Origin of the sequence: Pelagibius sp., from assembly GCF_028289705.1 — a bacterium.
Classification (GTDB): Bacteria; Pseudomonadota; Alphaproteobacteria; order Kiloniellales; family Kiloniellaceae; genus Pelagibius.
Genome location: NZ_JANQOI010000161.1, coordinates 28,610 through 44,848 on the forward strand (window position 1 = coordinate 28,610; position 16,239 = coordinate 44,848).

At 67.3% G+C, this 16,239-nt stretch carries 18 protein-coding genes; 13 read left to right on the forward strand and 5 right to left on the reverse strand.

Features of this window, described 5'->3' with window-relative positions; all coding sequences use genetic code 11:
- Positions 1–10 precede the first annotated feature (10 nt).
- Both Q0996_RS20065 and ubiA read right to left on the reverse strand, forming a co-directional pair.
- The gene (locus Q0996_RS20065) at positions 11–688 is read right to left on the reverse strand and encodes a methyltransferase (protein WP_299623980.1); all 678 of its coding nucleotides are present in this window, start codon (positions 686–688) and stop codon (positions 11–13) included.
- Complete coding sequence (gene ubiA / locus Q0996_RS20070; protein WP_299623983.1) at positions 685–1,695, reverse strand: 4-hydroxybenzoate octaprenyltransferase; 1,011 nt, start codon at positions 1,693–1,695, stop codon at positions 685–687. The genes Q0996_RS20065 and ubiA overlap by 4 nt, the downstream gene beginning before the upstream one ends.
- Before the next feature lie 58 nt (positions 1,696–1,753).
- Between ubiA and Q0996_RS20075 the strand changes: the two genes are divergently transcribed.
- Both Q0996_RS20075 and Q0996_RS20080 read left to right on the forward strand, forming a co-directional pair.
- Entirely contained in the window at positions 1,754–2,548 is a 795-nt protein-coding gene (locus tag Q0996_RS20075; protein WP_299623986.1) for a 16S rRNA (uracil(1498)-N(3))-methyltransferase, read from the forward strand.
- 259 nt (positions 2,549–2,807) lie between these two features.
- Positions 2,808–4,172, forward strand: a complete 1,365-nt coding sequence (locus Q0996_RS20080; RefSeq protein WP_299623989.1) for a glutamate--cysteine ligase — start codon at positions 2,808–2,810, stop codon at positions 4,170–4,172.
- Between the two features lie 19 nt (positions 4,173–4,191).
- Here the strand turns inward: Q0996_RS20080 and Q0996_RS20085 are convergent, their stop codons facing one another.
- Positions 4,192–4,755, reverse strand: coding sequence for a hypothetical protein (locus Q0996_RS20085; protein ID WP_299623992.1), 564 nt, complete (start codon positions 4,753–4,755; stop codon positions 4,192–4,194).
- A 154-nt stretch (positions 4,756–4,909) separates the two neighbouring features.
- Positions 4,910–5,467, reverse strand: a complete 558-nt coding sequence (locus Q0996_RS20090; protein WP_299623994.1) for a hypothetical protein — start codon at positions 5,465–5,467, stop codon at positions 4,910–4,912.
- 292 nt (positions 5,468–5,759) lie between these two features.
- Between Q0996_RS20090 and Q0996_RS20095 the strand changes: the two genes are divergently transcribed.
- Positions 5,760–5,969, forward strand: a complete 210-nt coding sequence (locus Q0996_RS20095; protein ID WP_299623997.1) for a hypothetical protein — start codon at positions 5,760–5,762, stop codon at positions 5,967–5,969.
- A gap of 68 nt (positions 5,970–6,037) precedes the next feature.
- Positions 6,038–6,421 carry a RidA family protein gene (locus Q0996_RS20100; protein WP_299624000.1) on the forward strand — a complete coding sequence of 128 codons (384 nt, stop codon included), beginning with the start codon at positions 6,038–6,040 and terminating at the stop codon, positions 6,419–6,421.
- Between the two features lie 254 nt (positions 6,422–6,675).
- Here the strand turns inward: Q0996_RS20100 and tldD are convergent, their stop codons facing one another.
- Positions 6,676–8,109, reverse strand: coding sequence for a metalloprotease TldD (gene tldD, locus Q0996_RS20105; RefSeq protein WP_299624003.1), 1,434 nt, complete (start codon positions 8,107–8,109; stop codon positions 6,676–6,678).
- Positions 8,110–8,255: 146 nt separating this feature from the next.
- Here tldD and Q0996_RS20110 point away from each other — a divergent pair, with 146 nt between their 5' ends.
- From Q0996_RS20110 to Q0996_RS20150, 9 genes are all read left to right on the forward strand, one after another.
- Positions 8,256–9,563 (forward strand): DUF3422 family protein, encoded by a 1,308-nt coding sequence (locus Q0996_RS20110; protein ID WP_299624006.1) that lies wholly within the window; start codon positions 8,256–8,258, stop codon positions 9,561–9,563.
- A 275-nt stretch (positions 9,564–9,838) separates the two neighbouring features.
- Positions 9,839–10,714, forward strand: coding sequence for a cytochrome c oxidase subunit II (gene coxB, locus Q0996_RS20115; RefSeq protein WP_299624009.1), 876 nt, complete (start codon positions 9,839–9,841; stop codon positions 10,712–10,714).
- Between the two features lie 14 nt (positions 10,715–10,728).
- Complete coding sequence (gene ctaD, locus Q0996_RS20120; protein ID WP_299624012.1) at positions 10,729–12,336, forward strand: cytochrome c oxidase subunit I; 1,608 nt, start codon at positions 10,729–10,731, stop codon at positions 12,334–12,336.
- 57 nt (positions 12,337–12,393) lie between these two features.
- Positions 12,394–13,371: a heme o synthase gene (locus tag Q0996_RS20125; protein ID WP_299624014.1), complete on the forward strand. Its 978-nt coding sequence runs from the start codon at positions 12,394–12,396 to the stop codon at positions 13,369–13,371.
- Positions 13,368–13,502 carry a hypothetical protein gene (locus tag Q0996_RS20130; RefSeq protein ID WP_299624017.1) on the forward strand — a complete coding sequence of 45 codons (135 nt, stop codon included), beginning with the start codon at positions 13,368–13,370 and terminating at the stop codon, positions 13,500–13,502. The genes Q0996_RS20125 and Q0996_RS20130 overlap by 4 nt, the downstream gene beginning before the upstream one ends.
- A gap of 2 nt (positions 13,503–13,504) precedes the next feature.
- Entirely contained in the window at positions 13,505–14,137 is a 633-nt protein-coding gene (locus tag Q0996_RS20135) for a cytochrome c oxidase assembly protein (RefSeq protein WP_299624020.1), read from the forward strand.
- A gap of 58 nt (positions 14,138–14,195) precedes the next feature.
- Positions 14,196–15,017: a cytochrome c oxidase subunit 3 gene (locus tag Q0996_RS20140; protein ID WP_299624023.1), complete on the forward strand. Its 822-nt coding sequence runs from the start codon at positions 14,196–14,198 to the stop codon at positions 15,015–15,017.
- Positions 14,972–15,427 carry a DUF983 domain-containing protein gene (locus Q0996_RS20145; RefSeq protein ID WP_299624025.1) on the forward strand — a complete coding sequence of 152 codons (456 nt, stop codon included), beginning with the start codon at positions 14,972–14,974 and terminating at the stop codon, positions 15,425–15,427. The genes Q0996_RS20140 and Q0996_RS20145 overlap by 46 nt, the downstream gene beginning before the upstream one ends.
- Positions 15,420–16,181, forward strand: a complete 762-nt coding sequence (locus tag Q0996_RS20150; protein WP_299624028.1) for an SURF1 family protein — start codon at positions 15,420–15,422, stop codon at positions 16,179–16,181. Before Q0996_RS20145 ends, Q0996_RS20150 begins: the two co-directional genes overlap by 8 nt.
- Positions 16,182–16,239 lie beyond the last annotated feature (58 nt).

Consider the following 16,239-nt stretch of genomic DNA (forward strand, 5'->3'; position numbering starts at 1 on the left):
GGGTCGCTTCCTACTCCGCCCCCTCCGCTGCGGCCACCTTCCAGACCACGGCGTTGCGCAGGTCGCTGTCTTCGAGCTCGCGGGTCGTCTTGACCGCATAGCCGATCACCCGCTCCAGGCCCCCGCGCGGCAGGTAGGTGCGTCCGGGATCGCCCATCAGCACCAGGCAGCGCGCGTCCGCCAGACCGCGCAGCCAGGCGGTGATCTTCTCGGCCGCCGGGCGCTCGTAGCAAACATCGCCGGCGAGCACCACGTCCCAGCCCGGATTGGCGCAGCCGACGAGGTCGTCTTCGCGCACCGCGATCTCGGTGCCGTTGGCTTCAGCATTGAGGCGGCAGGCGGCGCAGGCGAAGGGGTCGATTTCCACGGCCTCCACGCTGGCCGCGCCGGCCAGCCTGGCGGCGATGCCCTGGACGCCGGAGCCGGCGGCGAAGTCCAGCACCCGCTTGCCGCGCACGACAGCCGGGTGGTCCAGCAGAAAGCGGGCCAGCGCCTGGCCGCCGGCCCAGGCAAAGGCCCAGAAGGGCGGCGGCAGGCCGACCTTGGCCAACTCCTCCTCCGTCGCCTGCCACAGCGGCACCACCTCGCTGGCCAGGTGGAGTTGGATCTCCGGGATCAGCGGCGGCCGTTGCAGGCGGGTGTTGGCGCGGATGAAATCCTGCGGCTCGGTGAGTATGGCGAGACTCATGGCGCAAACCCCAACCAACCGTGAAACCAGGGGCTGCCGGCCCAGACAGCGGCCAGGAACAGCCAGCCGACGAAGCGGTTGGACTTGAACTTGGTGAGACAGTCCTGGGGGGTGTCCATCTTCAGGGCCGCCACCTGCCAGAGCAGGTGAAGCGCGACCGCCGCCAGCCCGATCCAGAAGGGCCAGAGCAGGCCCGCGACCGCGCCTGCCGACCCGAACAGCGCCAGCGCAATGCCGTAGAACACAAGCAGCCATGGCCTGGTGGCGGTGCCCAGCTTCAGGGCCGTCGACTTCACCCCGATGAGGACGTCGTCCTCCTTATCCTGGTGGGCGTAGACGGTGTCGTAGCCCAGGGTCCAGGCAATCCCGCCGAGATAGAGCAGCAGAGAGGGCCAGCCGAAGGCCCCGGTCACCGCCGTCCAGCCGAGCAGTGCCCCCCAACTGAAGGTCAGGCCGAGCCAGAGCTGCGGCCAATAGGTGATGCGCTTCATCAGCGGATAGGGGAAGACCAGTAGCAGGGAGGCGCAGCCGACGACGATGGTCAGCGCGTTCATCTGCAGCAGGATGACGAAGGACGCCAGCAGCAAGAGCAGCAGGAAGACGCCCGCCTGGGCAAGGCTCACTTCGCCGCTGGGGATCGGCCGGTCGGCGGTGCGCGCCACCTTGGCATCGTAGTCGCGGTCGAGGATGTCGTTGACTGTGCAGCCGGCCGAGCGCATCAGGACGGCGCCGAGGCCGAACAGCAGATAGAGGAACCAGGACGGGGCCACGCTGGCCTGTGCCGCGCTGCTCTGTACGGCGGCGCTCTGGGCGGCATCGGCCAGCGCGATGGCCCACCAGCCGGGGAACAGCAGCAGCCAGACGCCGATGGGCCGGTCGAAGCGGGCGAGCCGCGCATAGGGCCGCAGGCCCGGCGGTGCCACGCGGAGCACCCAGTGGTCGGCGCGGATGTCGCTTGCCGTGTTTTGGGCCGCGTTGGGGGCGGGGCTGGGCGCGCTGGCGTTCATGGCCTACTGTTTAGCGGCGAATCGGGCTGGGAGAAAGACGTGCCGCCGGAAGGTAACCATGCCAGGGCCTAGGCCGTCGACGCGGCTTTATGTCGCCGACAGCCTGGCCGAGGGGCAGAGCCTTGGCCTGGAACGGGATCGCGCGCATTTTCTGCGCTCGGTCCTGCGGCTGGCGCCGGGCGCGAAGCTGGCGGTCTTCAACGAACGCGACGGCGAATGGCTGGCGGAGATCGAAGGGCTCGGCAAGGGTTGGTGTTCCCTTACGGTCGGCGCCCAACTGCGCCGGCCGGTCCCGGAGCCCGACCTCTGGCTGGTCTTCGCACCGATCAAGCGGGCGCGCATCGACTTCATCGCCGAAAAGGCGACGGAGCTGGGCTGCGCCCTGCTGCAGCCGGTGATGACCCGCTTCACCGCGGTCAGCCGGGTCAATGAGGAGCGCCTGGCCGCCAATGCCCGCGAGGCCGCCGAACAGTGCGAGCGGCTGAGCGTGCCCGAGGTCAGGCCCACCCGCAGCCTGGGCGCGGTCCTCGACGGTTGGCCGGAAGGCCGGCGCCTGATCGTCTGCGCTGAGTGGGGCGCGGCACGGCCCATCGCCGAGGCGCTGCAGGCGGCAAAGGCGGAGACACCGGGCCCGACCGGGCCCTGGGCGATCCTCACCGGGCCCGAGGGCGGCTTCGCGGAAAGCGAACTTGACGCTCTTCGCAAACTGCCCTTTGCTGTGCCCGTGGGCCTGGGGCCGCGGATTCTGCGTGCCGATACGGCGGCGCTGGCGGCTCTGGCCTGCTGGCAGGCGGTGCTGGGCGACGGCGCCGAGCGGCCGCCGGCGGACTTGGCGGGCTTCCCGGCGGGCTGACGCGCCGGGTTGAAGCATGGGGCTGATGCGGCCGAAGGGACGGCGTGACGACGGGGATTGAAATCACCGGTCTGACGACAATAATCAGATAGCTCTAGTGTTGCGGCAGGTCCCGGCAAGAGGACCGCCTAAGGAATGCGACGAACGGGGCGGGGTTGAGATCCATTGTCGGGCGTGCCTGGGGGGCGGGTGCCGACACCACGCACGCGAAGGAAGCTCCTCCGGGTCTGAGACTGCTCCGGCACAAGGTAATCAAGACATGTCCGCTCCTCCCCAGGTTCAGGGTGAAACCCTGACCGACAAGGCGCAACTGGTGGCCTATCTGGAAGCCGGCTGCAAACCCCCCGAAGACTGGCGCATCGGCACCGAGCACGAGAAGTTCTGCTACTCCCTGGCGGACTACCGCCCGCTGCCCTACCACGGCGACCAGAGCATCCGCGCCCTTCTGACCGGGCTGCAGGACTTCGGCTGGAAGCCGATCCTGGAAGGCGAGAACGTCATCGCCCTGGCGCAGGACGGGGCCAGCGTCTCCCTGGAACCCGGCGGCCAGGTGGAGCTCTCGGGCGCGCCGCTCAAGTCCATTCACGAGACCTGCAGCGAGGTGCACCAACACCTCGACCAGATCAAGAGGGTGACCAAGCCCATGGGGGTGGCGGCCATGGGCCTCGGCTTCCAGCCGAAATGGGCGCGCGACGACATCTCCTGGATGCCCAAGGGGCGCTACAAGATCATGGGCGCCTACATGCCCACCAAGGGCAATCTCGGCCTCGACATGATGCTGCGCACCTGCACGGTACAGGTGAACCTGGACTTCCGCTCTGAAGCCGACATGGTGAAGAAGTTCCGCGTTAGCCTGGCCCTGCAGCCCATCGCCACGGCGCTCTTCGCCAATTCGCCCTTCACCGAGGGCAGGCCCAACGGCTTCCTCAGCTACCGCAGCCATATCTGGACCGACACCGACCCGGACCGCTGCGGCGTGCTGCCCTTCGTCTTCGAGGACGGCATGGGTTTCGAGCGCTATGTCGACCACGTCCTCGACGTGCCGATGTACTTCGTCTACCGCGACGGCAAGTACATCGACGCCTCGGGCCAGTCGTTCCGCGACTTCCTGGACGGCAGGCTGCCGGCGCTGCCCGGTGAGAAGCCAAGGCTGGGGGACTGGGCCGATCATCTCTCGACCCTCTTTCCCGAAGTGCGCCTGAAGCGCTTTCTGGAGATGCGCGGGGCCGACGGCGGCCCCTGGAAATCGCTCTGCGCCCTGCCGGCCTTCTGGGTCGGCCTGCTCTACGACGATACGGCGCTGGACGCCGCCTGGGACCTGGTGAAGGACTGGACCCTGGAGGACCACACCTACCTGCGCGCCGAGGTGCCGCGCGAGGCGCTGCACACGCCCTTTCACGGCAGGCGTGTCAATGCCGTGGCCCATCAGGCGGTGGAGATCGCGGCGGTGGGCCTCAAGGCGCGCAACCGTCTGGACAGCCAGGGCGACAATGAGAGCCACTTCCTGGCCCTGTTGCAGAGCCGGGTGGAGCGGGAGAAATGCCCCGCCGAATACCTGCTCGACGACTACCACGGCCGCTGGGGCGGCACCATCGATCCCATCTTCACCGAGTGCGCGTACTAGCGCAGCAGCCTGTGCCCCGCTAGTTCGTGCCCGCCGCCGGCGTTTGCTCGGCTTTTCCCGCCGCCGCCTTGGCCCGCGCGGTCTTCGCCAGAGTGAGGGCACGGACCAGGGCCGGTGACATGGTGGCTTGCGCGGCTTCCTGGGCCGGGGTGAGGCCCAGGTCCTTCAGCTGTGCGGTGGCCTCCAGGGCCAGGATCTCAGCCCGCAGATGGCGCACGGCCGAATCCATCGTCGTCGCCCCGGCAAAGCTGCGGCTGGTGCCGACACCCGCGAAGCTGCGCGGCTGGGCGAGGCTCGAGCGGCGGGCGCCGATGATGCTGGTGGTGCGCGGCGGGCTGCCGGTCACCGCAAAGCTGCCGACCCGCTTGCCGGCGGGCCCGTTGTTGAAGATGATCGTCCGGCCCACCGTGTTGTGGGACCCGCGGGCCCCGCAAAACACGGAAGAGCCGATGGAGGTGCAGGACTGGGCCTCGGCCGGCTGGGTCACCGCCGTCATCGAACCCGCCGCAAGCGCGAGAAACGCGAAACCGCCAAGAATGGGGCCGAGTAGGGGGCCGAGAATGGGGAATACCGGACTCTTCATAGCCTTCCTCCCGTCTGGATGGTCGCCCGATCAAGCTCTCGGACACCAGAGATACGGGCCGTGCCGTCCCTTCGGCTTCAATCTTTAAGATAAGCCCACTTTTAAGATATGTCGGACCGCCGTCCAATCAAATGCACGACTTTGGGAGCGGACCTCAGCCAGGGTCCGCCACGGGATCCTCGGCGACCTGGTCGCCGGCGGCCTTGGCGCGGGCCTCCTTGGCCAGGATCAGGGCGCGCACCAGGGCCGGCGGCATGCTTTCCTGAGAGGCCTTCTGAGCCGGGGTGAGGCCCAGTTCCCGAAGCCGCGCGGCGGCATCGAGGGCAAGGGCCTCGGCGCGCAGGGCGCGGGTTCGCGAATCGTCGAAGAGTCCACGCCGGAAACCGTTGGGAGAGGGACCGAAGAGCGTGGCGCTGCCCAGCCGGCTGCCGCGCACCAGGGGCAGGACCCGAGGGCCCAGGACCCTGGAGCCGCCGAAGCTGCGGTCGCGGCGCAGCAGTCCCGATGTCACAGAAGAACTGAATCGCCGCGGCGTGGCGAAGCTGCGGCGCCCGACCCGGCTCCGGCTCTGGGCCAGTTGGATTTGCGCCTGACCGGCGTTGCCGGCGAAGGCCGGTTTGTCTGTGGCCTGGGCGGTGGTGGTCCCGGTACCTGCGGATGCGGCCAGCAGTGCCAGGGCCAGGACAAGGGAACCGCCGGCTCCCCGAAGCATGGGTGTTCTCATCTCGTGACTCCCAGACTGTGGTTGCTCCGGAGCCCTTCCCCACCTGCACGTCCGGTTCTTTCGGGCCGCCGGCGCCCCAGACGCGGCCGGGCGGTTCCTCGAAAGACCGCTCCGACATAGCGGCTCCCCGGGCTCCGGCCAAAGCACGATTTCGCGAGGTGCAGGCGCCCTTGTCCCGCCGCGGTTTGCGGATTGCGCGGCGCTGGGCCAGGATAGGTGGCCAGGATGATCGGTGGGGCGGTCGCGCGCAGAGCAACGGCGACCGGAGGAAAGGGGAGCAATGGACTCCAAGGATCGGCGGTGGCTGAGAGAATGGCTGGTTAAGGTCGGCGCCGCCGCCTACCTGCTGTTCGTCTTCGCCTTCATGGCCGGTCACGCGCGCCCCGGCAGCATCGAGAGTCTGACCCAGGCCATGGCCTCGGCCCTGGTACCGGCGCTGATCGGCACCCTGGCGGTGCTCGGCATCATGTTCTATTTCCGGCGCCGCTGAGGCCGGCCGGAGCACGGCCGCCCGGCGTCGCGCGCGCCGCAGGCGGGGCGACAGAGGAGAAGCGGATCATGCGCATCTTGCACACCCCCGGGAGCATCGCCCCGCCGTTTTCCCGCTACAGCCATGGGGTGGAGGCCAAGGACGTCAGTCGCTGGCTGCTGGTCTCCGGCCAGGTCGGGGTCGACAGAGAGGGCCGGCTGGCCGAAACGCCGGCCGGGCAGATGCATCAGGCCTGGCAGAACGTCTTCGCCGTCCTCGCCTCCGCCGACATGACGCCCGGGGATCTGGTGAAAATCACCGCCTTCATCACCCGGCGCGACGACCTGGCGACCTTCCGCGAAGTGCGCGACGGCCTGCTGGGCTCGGCGCAGCCCGCCTCCAGCCTGGTGATCGTTGCCGGCCTCGCCTACCCGGACTGGCTGGTGGAGATCGAAGCGGTGGCCGCGGCGTAAGGCGGCTTGGTTGCGGCGCCCGCGCGCCGAAACCGTCGCGGCGAAAGCCTGGAAGCCTCAGAGCCTGACCCGAGATGAAACCTTATCCGTTAGAGGGTTCCCGTGTTTGATCCCCCAAGAACGTCATTGCCGGGCTTGTTCCGGCAATCCATGGAGGTCCGAGACTCGGTCTTTCCATGGACCCTCGGGACAAGCCCGAGGGTGACGATTTTGGCAAGCTATTGAAATCGGATCGCTGATGTCGAGTTAGGCGCTCAGGCCGCCGTGCCGCCGACGGTGATGGCGTCGATCAGCATGGTGGGCTGGCCGACACCCACGGGCACGCCCTGGCCTTCCTTGCCGCAGGTGCCGACCCCGTCGTCCAGCTTCATGTCGTTGCCGATCATCTTCACCTTGGTCATCACATCAGGACCGTTGCCGATCAGGGTGGCGCCCTTGACTGGGGCGCCGATCCTGCCGTTCTCGATCAGGTAGGCTTCGGTGCAGGTGAAGACGAACTTGCCGGAGGTGATGTCCACCTGGCCGCCGCCGAAATTGACGGCGAATAGCCCGCGGTCGACGGCGGCGAGGATCTCCTCCGGCGCCTTGTCGCCGGCCAGCATGACGGTGTTGGTCATGCGCGGCATGGGGATGTGGGCATAGCTCTGGCGGCGACCGTTGCCGGTCGGGGTCATGCCCATCAGCCGCGCATTCTGGCGGTCCTGCATGTAGCCGACCAGGATGCCGTCCTCGATCAGCGTGGTGGCCTGGCTGGGCGTGCCCTCGTCGTCGATGGTGAGCGACCCGCGGCGGTCCTGCATGGTGCCGTCGTCCATGACCGTGACCCCCGGCGCGGCCACGCGCTCGCCCAAGAGGCCGGAGAAGGCCGAGGTCTTCTTGCGGTTGAAATCGCCTTCCAAACCATGGCCGACGGCCTCGTGGAGCAGGATGCCCGGCCAGCCGGAGCCCAGCACCACCGGCATCTCGCCGGCCGGGGTGTCGATGGACTCGAGATTGACCAGGGCGCGGCGCAGCGCCTCCTCGACGCCGGCCTGCCAGTAGGCCTCGTCCAGCAGCAGGTCATAGGCAAAGCGGCCGCCGCCGCCATAGCTGCCGGATTCCATGCGCTCGCCCTCGCCGACCACCACGGCGACGTTGAGCCGCACCAGGGGACGGACGTCGGCGGCCCGCTCGCCGCCGGCGCGCAGGATCTGCACCGCCTGCCATTCCCCGGCCAGCGAGGCGCTGACCTGCTTGACCCGCGGGTCCTTGGCGCGGGCGAAGGCGTCGATCTCCGCCAGCAGCTTCACCTTGTCCTCGAAGGCCACGCCGGAAATCGGGTTGTCGTCGCTGTAGAGGATGCGGTTGGTCCGCGCCGGGCCCTCGGCCCGGCTGCCGGAATGGCCGGCCTGGACCGCGCGCACCGTCGCGGCGGCGCGCTGCACCGCGGCTTCGGACAGCTCGCTGGCATGGGCATAGCCGGCGGCCTCGCCGGCGATGGCGCGCAGGCCGAAGCCCTGGGAGGTGTCGAAGCTGGCGGACTTCAGGCGGCCGTCGTCGTAGGCCAGGGCCTCCGACTGGCGGTACTCGAGGAACAGCTCGCCGTCGTCGGAGCCCGCCAGGGCGTCGTCCACCGAGGCCTCCAGACGCTTGCGGTCGAGCCCGGCTCTTGCGTAGAACAGCGCGTCGGTTTCGGCGAGGTGGGACATGGGGCCTCCGGAAATCGGCTTCGGGTCTGGCGAGGGGTGCCTAACTTGCCTCAATATGGGGCGGGGGCACCAGGATAACATCCCTCCGCCGGGCCGGTACCCCGGCGGGGCGGCCCGGGAAACGGCGCGTGATGGGGGAACACGGCATGATTGATGGCTTGCGGGATCATCCTCTGCGCGAGGCCCTGAACGCGGAGGTGCATTCGCGCCCCTTTGCCAGCCTGCAGGGACCAGAGCGAATCACCCATCTGGCCATGCTCTCGGGCGAACGCGCGGCAGAGACCGACCGCCAGCACGTTGCACAGCTCTGCGAGCGCCAGGGCCTTGCCCCGCCGGCGCTCGGCGACAACCATTTCATGGCCGATTTCGGCCCCTTTCGGCTGAAGTGGGAACGCCACACCGAGTTCTCGACCTACACCTTCTTCCAGAACGGCGTCTTCGAGACGACCCCCTTCGGCGGTTTCGCCATCGATCTGGTGCCGCGCGACTGGGTGACCGGGCTGCCCGGCGATCTTCTGGTGAGCGTGCATCTGGACATGCTGGACCGCCAGGCGCCGACGCCGGACGCGGCGGCCCTCGCGGCGCTCTTCGGCCACGACAACATCGTCGGCAGCCTGGTCTCCGGCGGCTCGGCGGCGGTCTGGATGGATTTCACGGTTCAGGAGGACGGCTTTGCCCGGATTCTGCTGCACGACAGGAGCCTGCAGCCGCGCCAGGCCGGGCGCCTGGTGCAGCGCTTCCTGGAGATCGAGACCTATCGGATGATGGCGCTGCTCGCCTTTCCCGCCGCCAAGCGCCACGGCGGGGTGCTGGCGGCGACAGGCGAGCGGCTGACCGCCATCACCGGGCGCATGACCGAGATCGAGGGCAGCGGCAAGGAGCGGGAGCTGCTCGACGAGTTGATGGTCTTTTCCTCGGAGATCGAGGACGTGGCCGCGGCCACCAATTACCGCTTCGGCGCCGCCCGGGCCTACTATGCCCTGGTGCGCCGTCGGGTCGAAGAGCTGCGCGAGCAGCGGGTCGAGGGCATGCAGACCATCAACGAGTTCATCGACCGCCGCCTGGCCCCGGCCATGCGCACCTGCGAGGCGGTTTCCGACCGTCTGGAGACCCTGTCCTGGCGGGTCGCCCGGGCCAGCGAGCTGTTGCGCACCCGCGTCGACATCCAACTCGAGGCGCAGAACCGCGATCTGCTGCAGTCCATGGACCGGCGCGCGCGGCTGCAACTGCGCTTGCAGGAGACGGTCGAGGGCTTGTCGGTGGCCGCCATCACCTACTATCTGGCCAGCCTGGTGGGCTATCTGGCCAAGGCGGTGAAGGACGTCGGCGTGCCGGTGAACCCCGACATTGCCACCGGCCTGTCCATTCCGGTGATCGCCGTTCTGATCTGGTTCGGGGTGCGGCGCCTGCGGCGACTCGTGGCAAAGGAAAGCGGGTCCGGCGGGCCGACCTAAACCGCTGTCCCGAACCGCTATCCTGGGCCATTGCGGCATTCGGTCGCACCTGAGGGCGGACGCGCTGGGTTAGGCTATCCTCGCCTCGGCACGGGAGTGCGAAAGGGGCGGCTTTCAGCCGCTTTGCGTGCCTTGTGGTGCGAAGACGCTTGGTATAGTTTGCCCGCCCAGTGGGGGAAATCTCGCCTCGACGAGACTTGCTGCGGGCCGACGGCGCCCGAGCGCAGTGATTCGAGTATCGGCTGGGATTCGCAAGAAAGATTGGATAGCACGCTATGACACTGCTGAGCCGGTTGGGTCTTCTGACCGCCGCCTTGATGTCGACCGCCTTCTTGTCGCTTGGCGGCGCGGCCCTGGCGTCTGAGCCCGTGCCCTATCAATTGGGTCTGCAGCCCGCCGTCACGCCGGTGGCGGAGCGCATCGCCGAATTCCATGACCTGCTCCTGGTGATCATCACGCTGATCACCCTCTTCGTTCTGGCGCTGCTGCTCTATGTCATGTGGCGCTTCTCGGAGAAGCGTAATCCGAACCCCTCCAAGACGACCCACAACACGCTGATCGAGGTCCTCTGGACCGTGGTGCCGATCATCATCCTGGTGGGCATCGCCGTCCCGTCCTTCCGGCTGCTCTACTTCGCTGAGACCATTCCGGAGTCGGAGCTGACGGTGAAGGCCATCGGCCGCCAGTGGTACTGGTCCTACGAATATCCGGATAACGGCAACTTCACCTTCGACGCCTATATGGTCGCAGACGAGGACCTGGAGCCCGGCCAGCCCCGCCTGCTGACCACGGACAACGCCATGGTGCTGCCGGTCGACACCAACATCCGCTTCCAGATCACCGCCAGCGACGTGCTGCACAACTTCGCCATGCCGTCCTTCGGCCTGAAGCTGGATGCGGTGCCCGGCCGCCTCAACGAGATCTGGACCTACGTGCCGGCGGAATATGCCGGACAGACCTTCTACGGCCAGTGCTCCGAGCTTTGCGGCACCGGCCACGCCTATATGCCGATCATGGTCAAGATGGTGACCAAGGAAGAGTTCGCCGCCTGGGCCGAACAGGCCCTTGAGGAATACGGCCAGGTCGATGAACCGGCGGCGGTGAAGCTGGCCGCCACCGCGGCCGAACCCGTCACCCCTGTTGCCGACTAGAGGGACCCCACGTTATGGCTTACAGCAGCAGCGACGCGCACGCGCATCACGACCACAAGCCCGGGTTCTTCGTCCGGTGGTTCTGCTCGACCAACCACAAGGACATCGGCACCCTCTATCTGCTCTTTGCGGTGATCGCCGGCCTGATCGGCGGTCTGTTCTCCCTGATCATGCGTATGGAGCTGCAGGATCCCGGCGTGCAGTTCCTGCTGAACGACGGCGAGCCCGACGGCCAGCTCTGGAACGTGATCATCACCGCCCACGGCCTGATCATGGTGTTCTTCGTGGTCATGCCGGCCTTGATCGGCGGCTTCGGCAACTGGTTCGTGCCGCTGATGATCGGCGCGCCGGACATGGCCTTCCCGCGGATGAACAACATTTCCTTCTGGCTGATCGTGCCGGCCTTCCTGCTGCTGCTGGGCTCGGCCTTCGTCGATATCGGTGCGGGCACCGGCTGGACGGTCTATCCGCCGCTCTCGGGGCCACTCGGCCACGGCGGCATGTCGGTGGACATGGCGATCTTCGCGCTGCACCTGGCCGGCGCCTCGTCGATCCTGGGTGCGGTGAACTTCATCACCACGATCTTCAACATGCGCGCGCCGGGCATGACGCTGCACAAGATGCCGCTCTTCGTCTGGTCGATCCTGATCACCGCCTTCCTGCTGCTGCTGTCGCTGCCGGTGCTGGGCGGCGCCATCACCATGCTGCTGACCGACCGCAACTTCGGCACCACCTTCTTCGATCCCGCCGGCGGCGGTGACCCGATCCTGTTCCAGCACCTCTTCTGGTTCTTCGGCCACCCCGAGGTCTACATCATGATCCTGCCGGCCTTCGGGATCATCAGCCACATCGTCTCGACCTTTTCCAAGAAGCCGGTCTTCGGCTATCTGGGCATGGCCTACGCGATGGTCTCCATCGGCTTCGTCGGCTTCATCGTCTGGGCGCACCACATGTACACCGTGGGCCTGGACGTCGACACCAAGGCCTACTTCACGGCGGCCACCATGGTGATCGCGGTGCCGACGGGGGTGAAGATCTTCTCCTGGATCGCCACCATGTGGGGCGGCTCGATCCGCTTCACGGTGCCGATGATCTGGGCCATCGGCTTCATCTTCCTGTTCACCGTCGGCGGCGTGACCGGTGTGGTCCTAGCGAATGCCGGCATGGACATCGCCATGCACGACACCTACTACGTGGTGGCGCACTTCCACTACGTGCTGAGCCTGGGCGCCGTGTTCGGCATCTTCGCCGCCTTCTACTACTGGTTCGGCAAGATGACCGGCCGCGAGTTCCCGGAGTGGGCCGGCAAGCTGCACTTCTGGACCACCTTCATCGGCGTCAACCTGACCTTCTTCCCGCAGCACTTCCTGGGGCTGGCGGGCATGCCGCGGCGCTACATCGACTATCCCGACGCCTTTGCCGGCTGGAACGCGATCTCCTCCTACGGCTCCTACATTTCCATCGCCTCCACCGTCTTCTTCGTGGTCATGACCCTCTATGCGATGACCGCGGGCCGCAAGGCGGAGGCCAATCCCTGGGGCGAGGGGGCAACGACGCTGGAGTGGACCGTATCCTCGCCGCCGCCGTTCCACACCTTCAACGACCTGCCGCAGATCCGCTAGGGCGGCGGATCGGATGAGCGGGCCGGATAACCCCGGGACTGCAGGGAAGCGCATGAAGTGAGCGATACCGCACTCAGTCTTGGAAGCGAGGCAGGCGCCTTTGCCGGCGCGGCGCGGCGTTCGTCGGGCCGGGTCTCGGACTTCTTCGCGCTTCTGAAGCCGCGGGTCGTGTCGCTGGTGGTGTTCAGCGGCTTCGCCGGGCTCTACGCCGCGCCGGGGGAGATCCATCCCTTCCTCGCCGCCGTGGCGGTGCTCTGCATCGCGGTCAATGCCGGCGCCGCCGGGGCCATCAACATGTGGTACGAACGCGACATCGACGCGGTGATGCAGCGCACCCGCAGCCGGCCGCTGCCGCGCGGCCGGGTGACCCCGCAGGATGCCCTGGCCTTCGGGGTGGTGCTCAGCCTGCTGTCGGTGATGCTCATGGGCCTCGCCCTCAACTGGACCGCCGCGGCCCTGCTGGCGCTCGCCAATGCCTTCTACGTCTTCGTCTACACCATCTGGCTGAAGCGCCGCACGCCGCAGAACATCGTGATCGGCGGCGCCGCCGGAGCCTTTCCGCCGATGATCGGCTGGGCGGCGGTGACCGGCGGGGTGGACCTGCAGTCCATCGCGCTCTTCGCCCTGATCTTCTTCTGGACGCCGCCGCATTTCTGGGCACTCGCCCTCTATCGCGAGATCGACTACGCCAAGGCGAAGGTTCCCATGCTGCCGGTGGTGGCGGGGCCGGCGGCGACCAAGCGGCAGATTCTTCTCTATAGTCTGATCCTCGCCCCCCTCGGCCTGATGCCGGCATTGCTGGGCACGGCGGGGGTCGTCTATGCCCTGGTGGCGCTGGTGATGGGCCTTGGCTTCGTCGGACTGGCGCTGAGGGTGCAGCGGGACCCGGGCGAGCGCGCGCCGCGCCAGCTCTTCGGTTATTCCATTCTCTATCTCTTCGTGCTCTTTGGCCTGCTGATCATCGACCGGGCGCCGGGGCTTCTGGGCGGCGGCGAGCCCTATCGCATGGCGGCGGCCTGGATTGTTGGCGGATGACCATGCGCGAAGACGAGGAAGAGGAACGCATGCGCCAGCAGAAACGCAAGAACTGGGCGATTTTCGCGGTGCTGGTGACCTTCGTCGTGGTTGTCTATTTCGTCTCCATCATCCGCATGGGCGGGGGCTGAGCATGACCGAGCGGCAGCAGGGCAACAGTGGGCGGACGCGCAGCAACGGGCGCGTGGCGGTCATCTGCCTCGGCGTCGTCGCCGCCATGACCGGCCTTTCCTACGCCTCGGTGCCGCTCTACGAGCTGTTCTGCCGGGTCACCGGCTACGGCGGCACCACCCAGGTGGCCGAAAGCCTGCCCGAGCAGGTCGGCGAACGGATCGTCACCGTGCGCTTCAACGCCGACGTCAATCCGGAACTGCCCTGGGCCTTCCAGCCGGTGGAGCGCGCCGTCACCCTGCAGGTCGGCGAGTCCGGCCTGGCCTTCTACCGGGCGACCAATCAGGCCGCGCGTACCACCGCCGGCACCGCCACTTTCAACGTGACGCCGCTGAAGGCGGGGCAGTACTTCAACAAGGTGGAGTGCTTCTGCTTTACCGAGCAACGCCTGGCGCCCGGCGAGTCCATGGACATGGCGGTGAGCTTTTTCGTCGACCCGGCGATCGAGGAAGACCCGAACCTCGACGACGTGAAGACCATCACCCTCTCCTATACCTTCTTCGTTGATCCCGACGCGGTGATCGAGGAACCCCAAGCCAGCCTGCGCCCGGAAGAAGCGGCGGCGGGCGCGGGACAGGAACCATCGGTGAATTGACGGCAGGAACCAAAATCTATCCGCTGCGGCGAAGCGGCAGCAAAGAATGGGGAACGACATGAGTGCAGGCCACGAACAGAACCATCCCTACCATCTGGTAGACCCGAGCCCCTGGCCATTCATCGGCGCCCTCTCCGGCGGCATCCTGGCCGTCGGCATGGTGCTGTTCATGCACGAGGTCACCGCCTGGGTGTTGCCGTTGGGGATCGTCTTGGTGGCGGCGACCATGTTCTTCTGGTGGCGCGAGGTGGTCAAGGAAGCGACCTTCCAGGGCCACCACACCAAGGTCGTGCAGCTCGGCCTGCGCTACGGCATGGTGCTCTTCATCGCCTCCGAGGTGATGTTCTTTGCCGCCTTCTTCTGGGCCTTTTTCGACGCCAGCCTCTTTGCCGGCGAAGCCCAGCAGTTCGAGCGCGTCGAGCATACCGGCGGGGTCTGGCCGCCGACCGGCGTCGAGGTCTTCCCGGCCTTCCACCTGCCGTTCCTCAACACCATGATCCTGCTGCTGTCCGGCTGCACGGTGACCTGGGCGCACCACGCACTGATCCACGGCGACCGCCAGGGCCTGCTTCAGGGGCTCGCGATCACCATTCTGCTGGGCATCATCTTCACCGCCGTCCAGGCCTACGAGTACGGCCATGCCGCCTTCGGTTTCACCGACGGCATCTATTCCTCGACCTTTTACATGGCCACCGGCTTCCACGGCTTTCACGTGCTGGTCGGCACCATTTTCCTGATCGTCTGCTGGTTCCGCGCCTACTTTGGCCACTTCAAGCCGGACCATCACTTCGGCTTCGAGGCGGCGGCCTGGTACTGGCACTTCGTCGACGTGGTATGGCTGTTCCTCTTCGTCTGCGTCTACTGGTGGGGCGGCAACTGACGGCGCCCCACGAGGACCCTTCCAGGGAGCCCCCCTCGCATAGCTATGGGGAGCAGTCGCCGTTCCGCACGGGCCTGCTCTGCCGCTGCCCGCGCTGCGGCGAGGGCAAGCTCTTCGCCGGCTTTCTGACGGTGGCGCCAAGCTGTACGGTCTGCGGTCTCGATCTCGGCAAGCAGGACAGCGGCGACGGACCGGCCGTCTTCGTTATCTTCATCCTCGGCTTCGTCGTCGTGTCGCTGGCCATCTGGGTGGAATTCACCTATGAACCGCCGCTGTGGCTGCACATGACGATCTGGATCCCGGTGATCCTGGGCGGCGCCCTGGGCATGCTGCGCCCCATGAAGGGCGTGCTGATCGCCCTGCAGTACCGCAACAAGGCCAGCGACAGCGGAACGGTCGACTATGACTGATGCGGGCAGCGGTGACCTGCCAAGAGGCCCCAAGCGCTTTCGCCCGACCTTCTGGGCGACGGTCTTCACCATTCCAGCGCTGATCATTCTCCTGGCACTGGGCACCTGGCAGGTGCAGCGCCTGTTCTGGAAGGAGGGGGAGATCGCCAAGCGCGTCGAGCGCTCGCAACGAGCCGCCGTACCGCTGCCCCGCGACTTCCCGGACCCGGCGGCGGTGGAATTCACCCGCGTGGCCCTCAGCGGCAGCTTTCTGCACGATGAGGAATTCTATCTCGGCGCCCGCACCGAAAGCGGCCGGGTCGGACTCAACATCGTCACGCCCTTCCGTCTCGACGACGGCCGCATCCTCCTGGTGAACCGCGGCTGGGTGCCCCAGGAACGCCGCGATCCGGCGACCCGCCCGGAGGGGCAGCTTGCCGGACCGCTGGACATCGAGGCACTGCTGCGCACCGACGGCTGGAAGGGAGTCGACTTCGCCAGGCCCCCCAACAAGCCGGAGGAGCGCTTCTACTTCTGGCTCGACCTGCCGGTGATGGCGGCGGATGTGACGGCGGGCCTCATCGTCACCGAGGTCTATGCCGACGCGGTGGCCTCGGAGCTGCCCGGCGGCCTGCCCATTGGCGGTCAGACCCGCGTCACCCTGAAGAACGACCACTTGGAATACGCCATCACCTGGTATTCCTTCGCCGTGATCCTGGTGGTCATCTACTTTCTCTACCACTACCGCCGGGAAGACGATTCCGGCGGGGCCTGAGGCCCGTCGCTTGAAGCCCTGCGCTTTCTGGTCCATGTAGTCGGATGGATGTGACCGC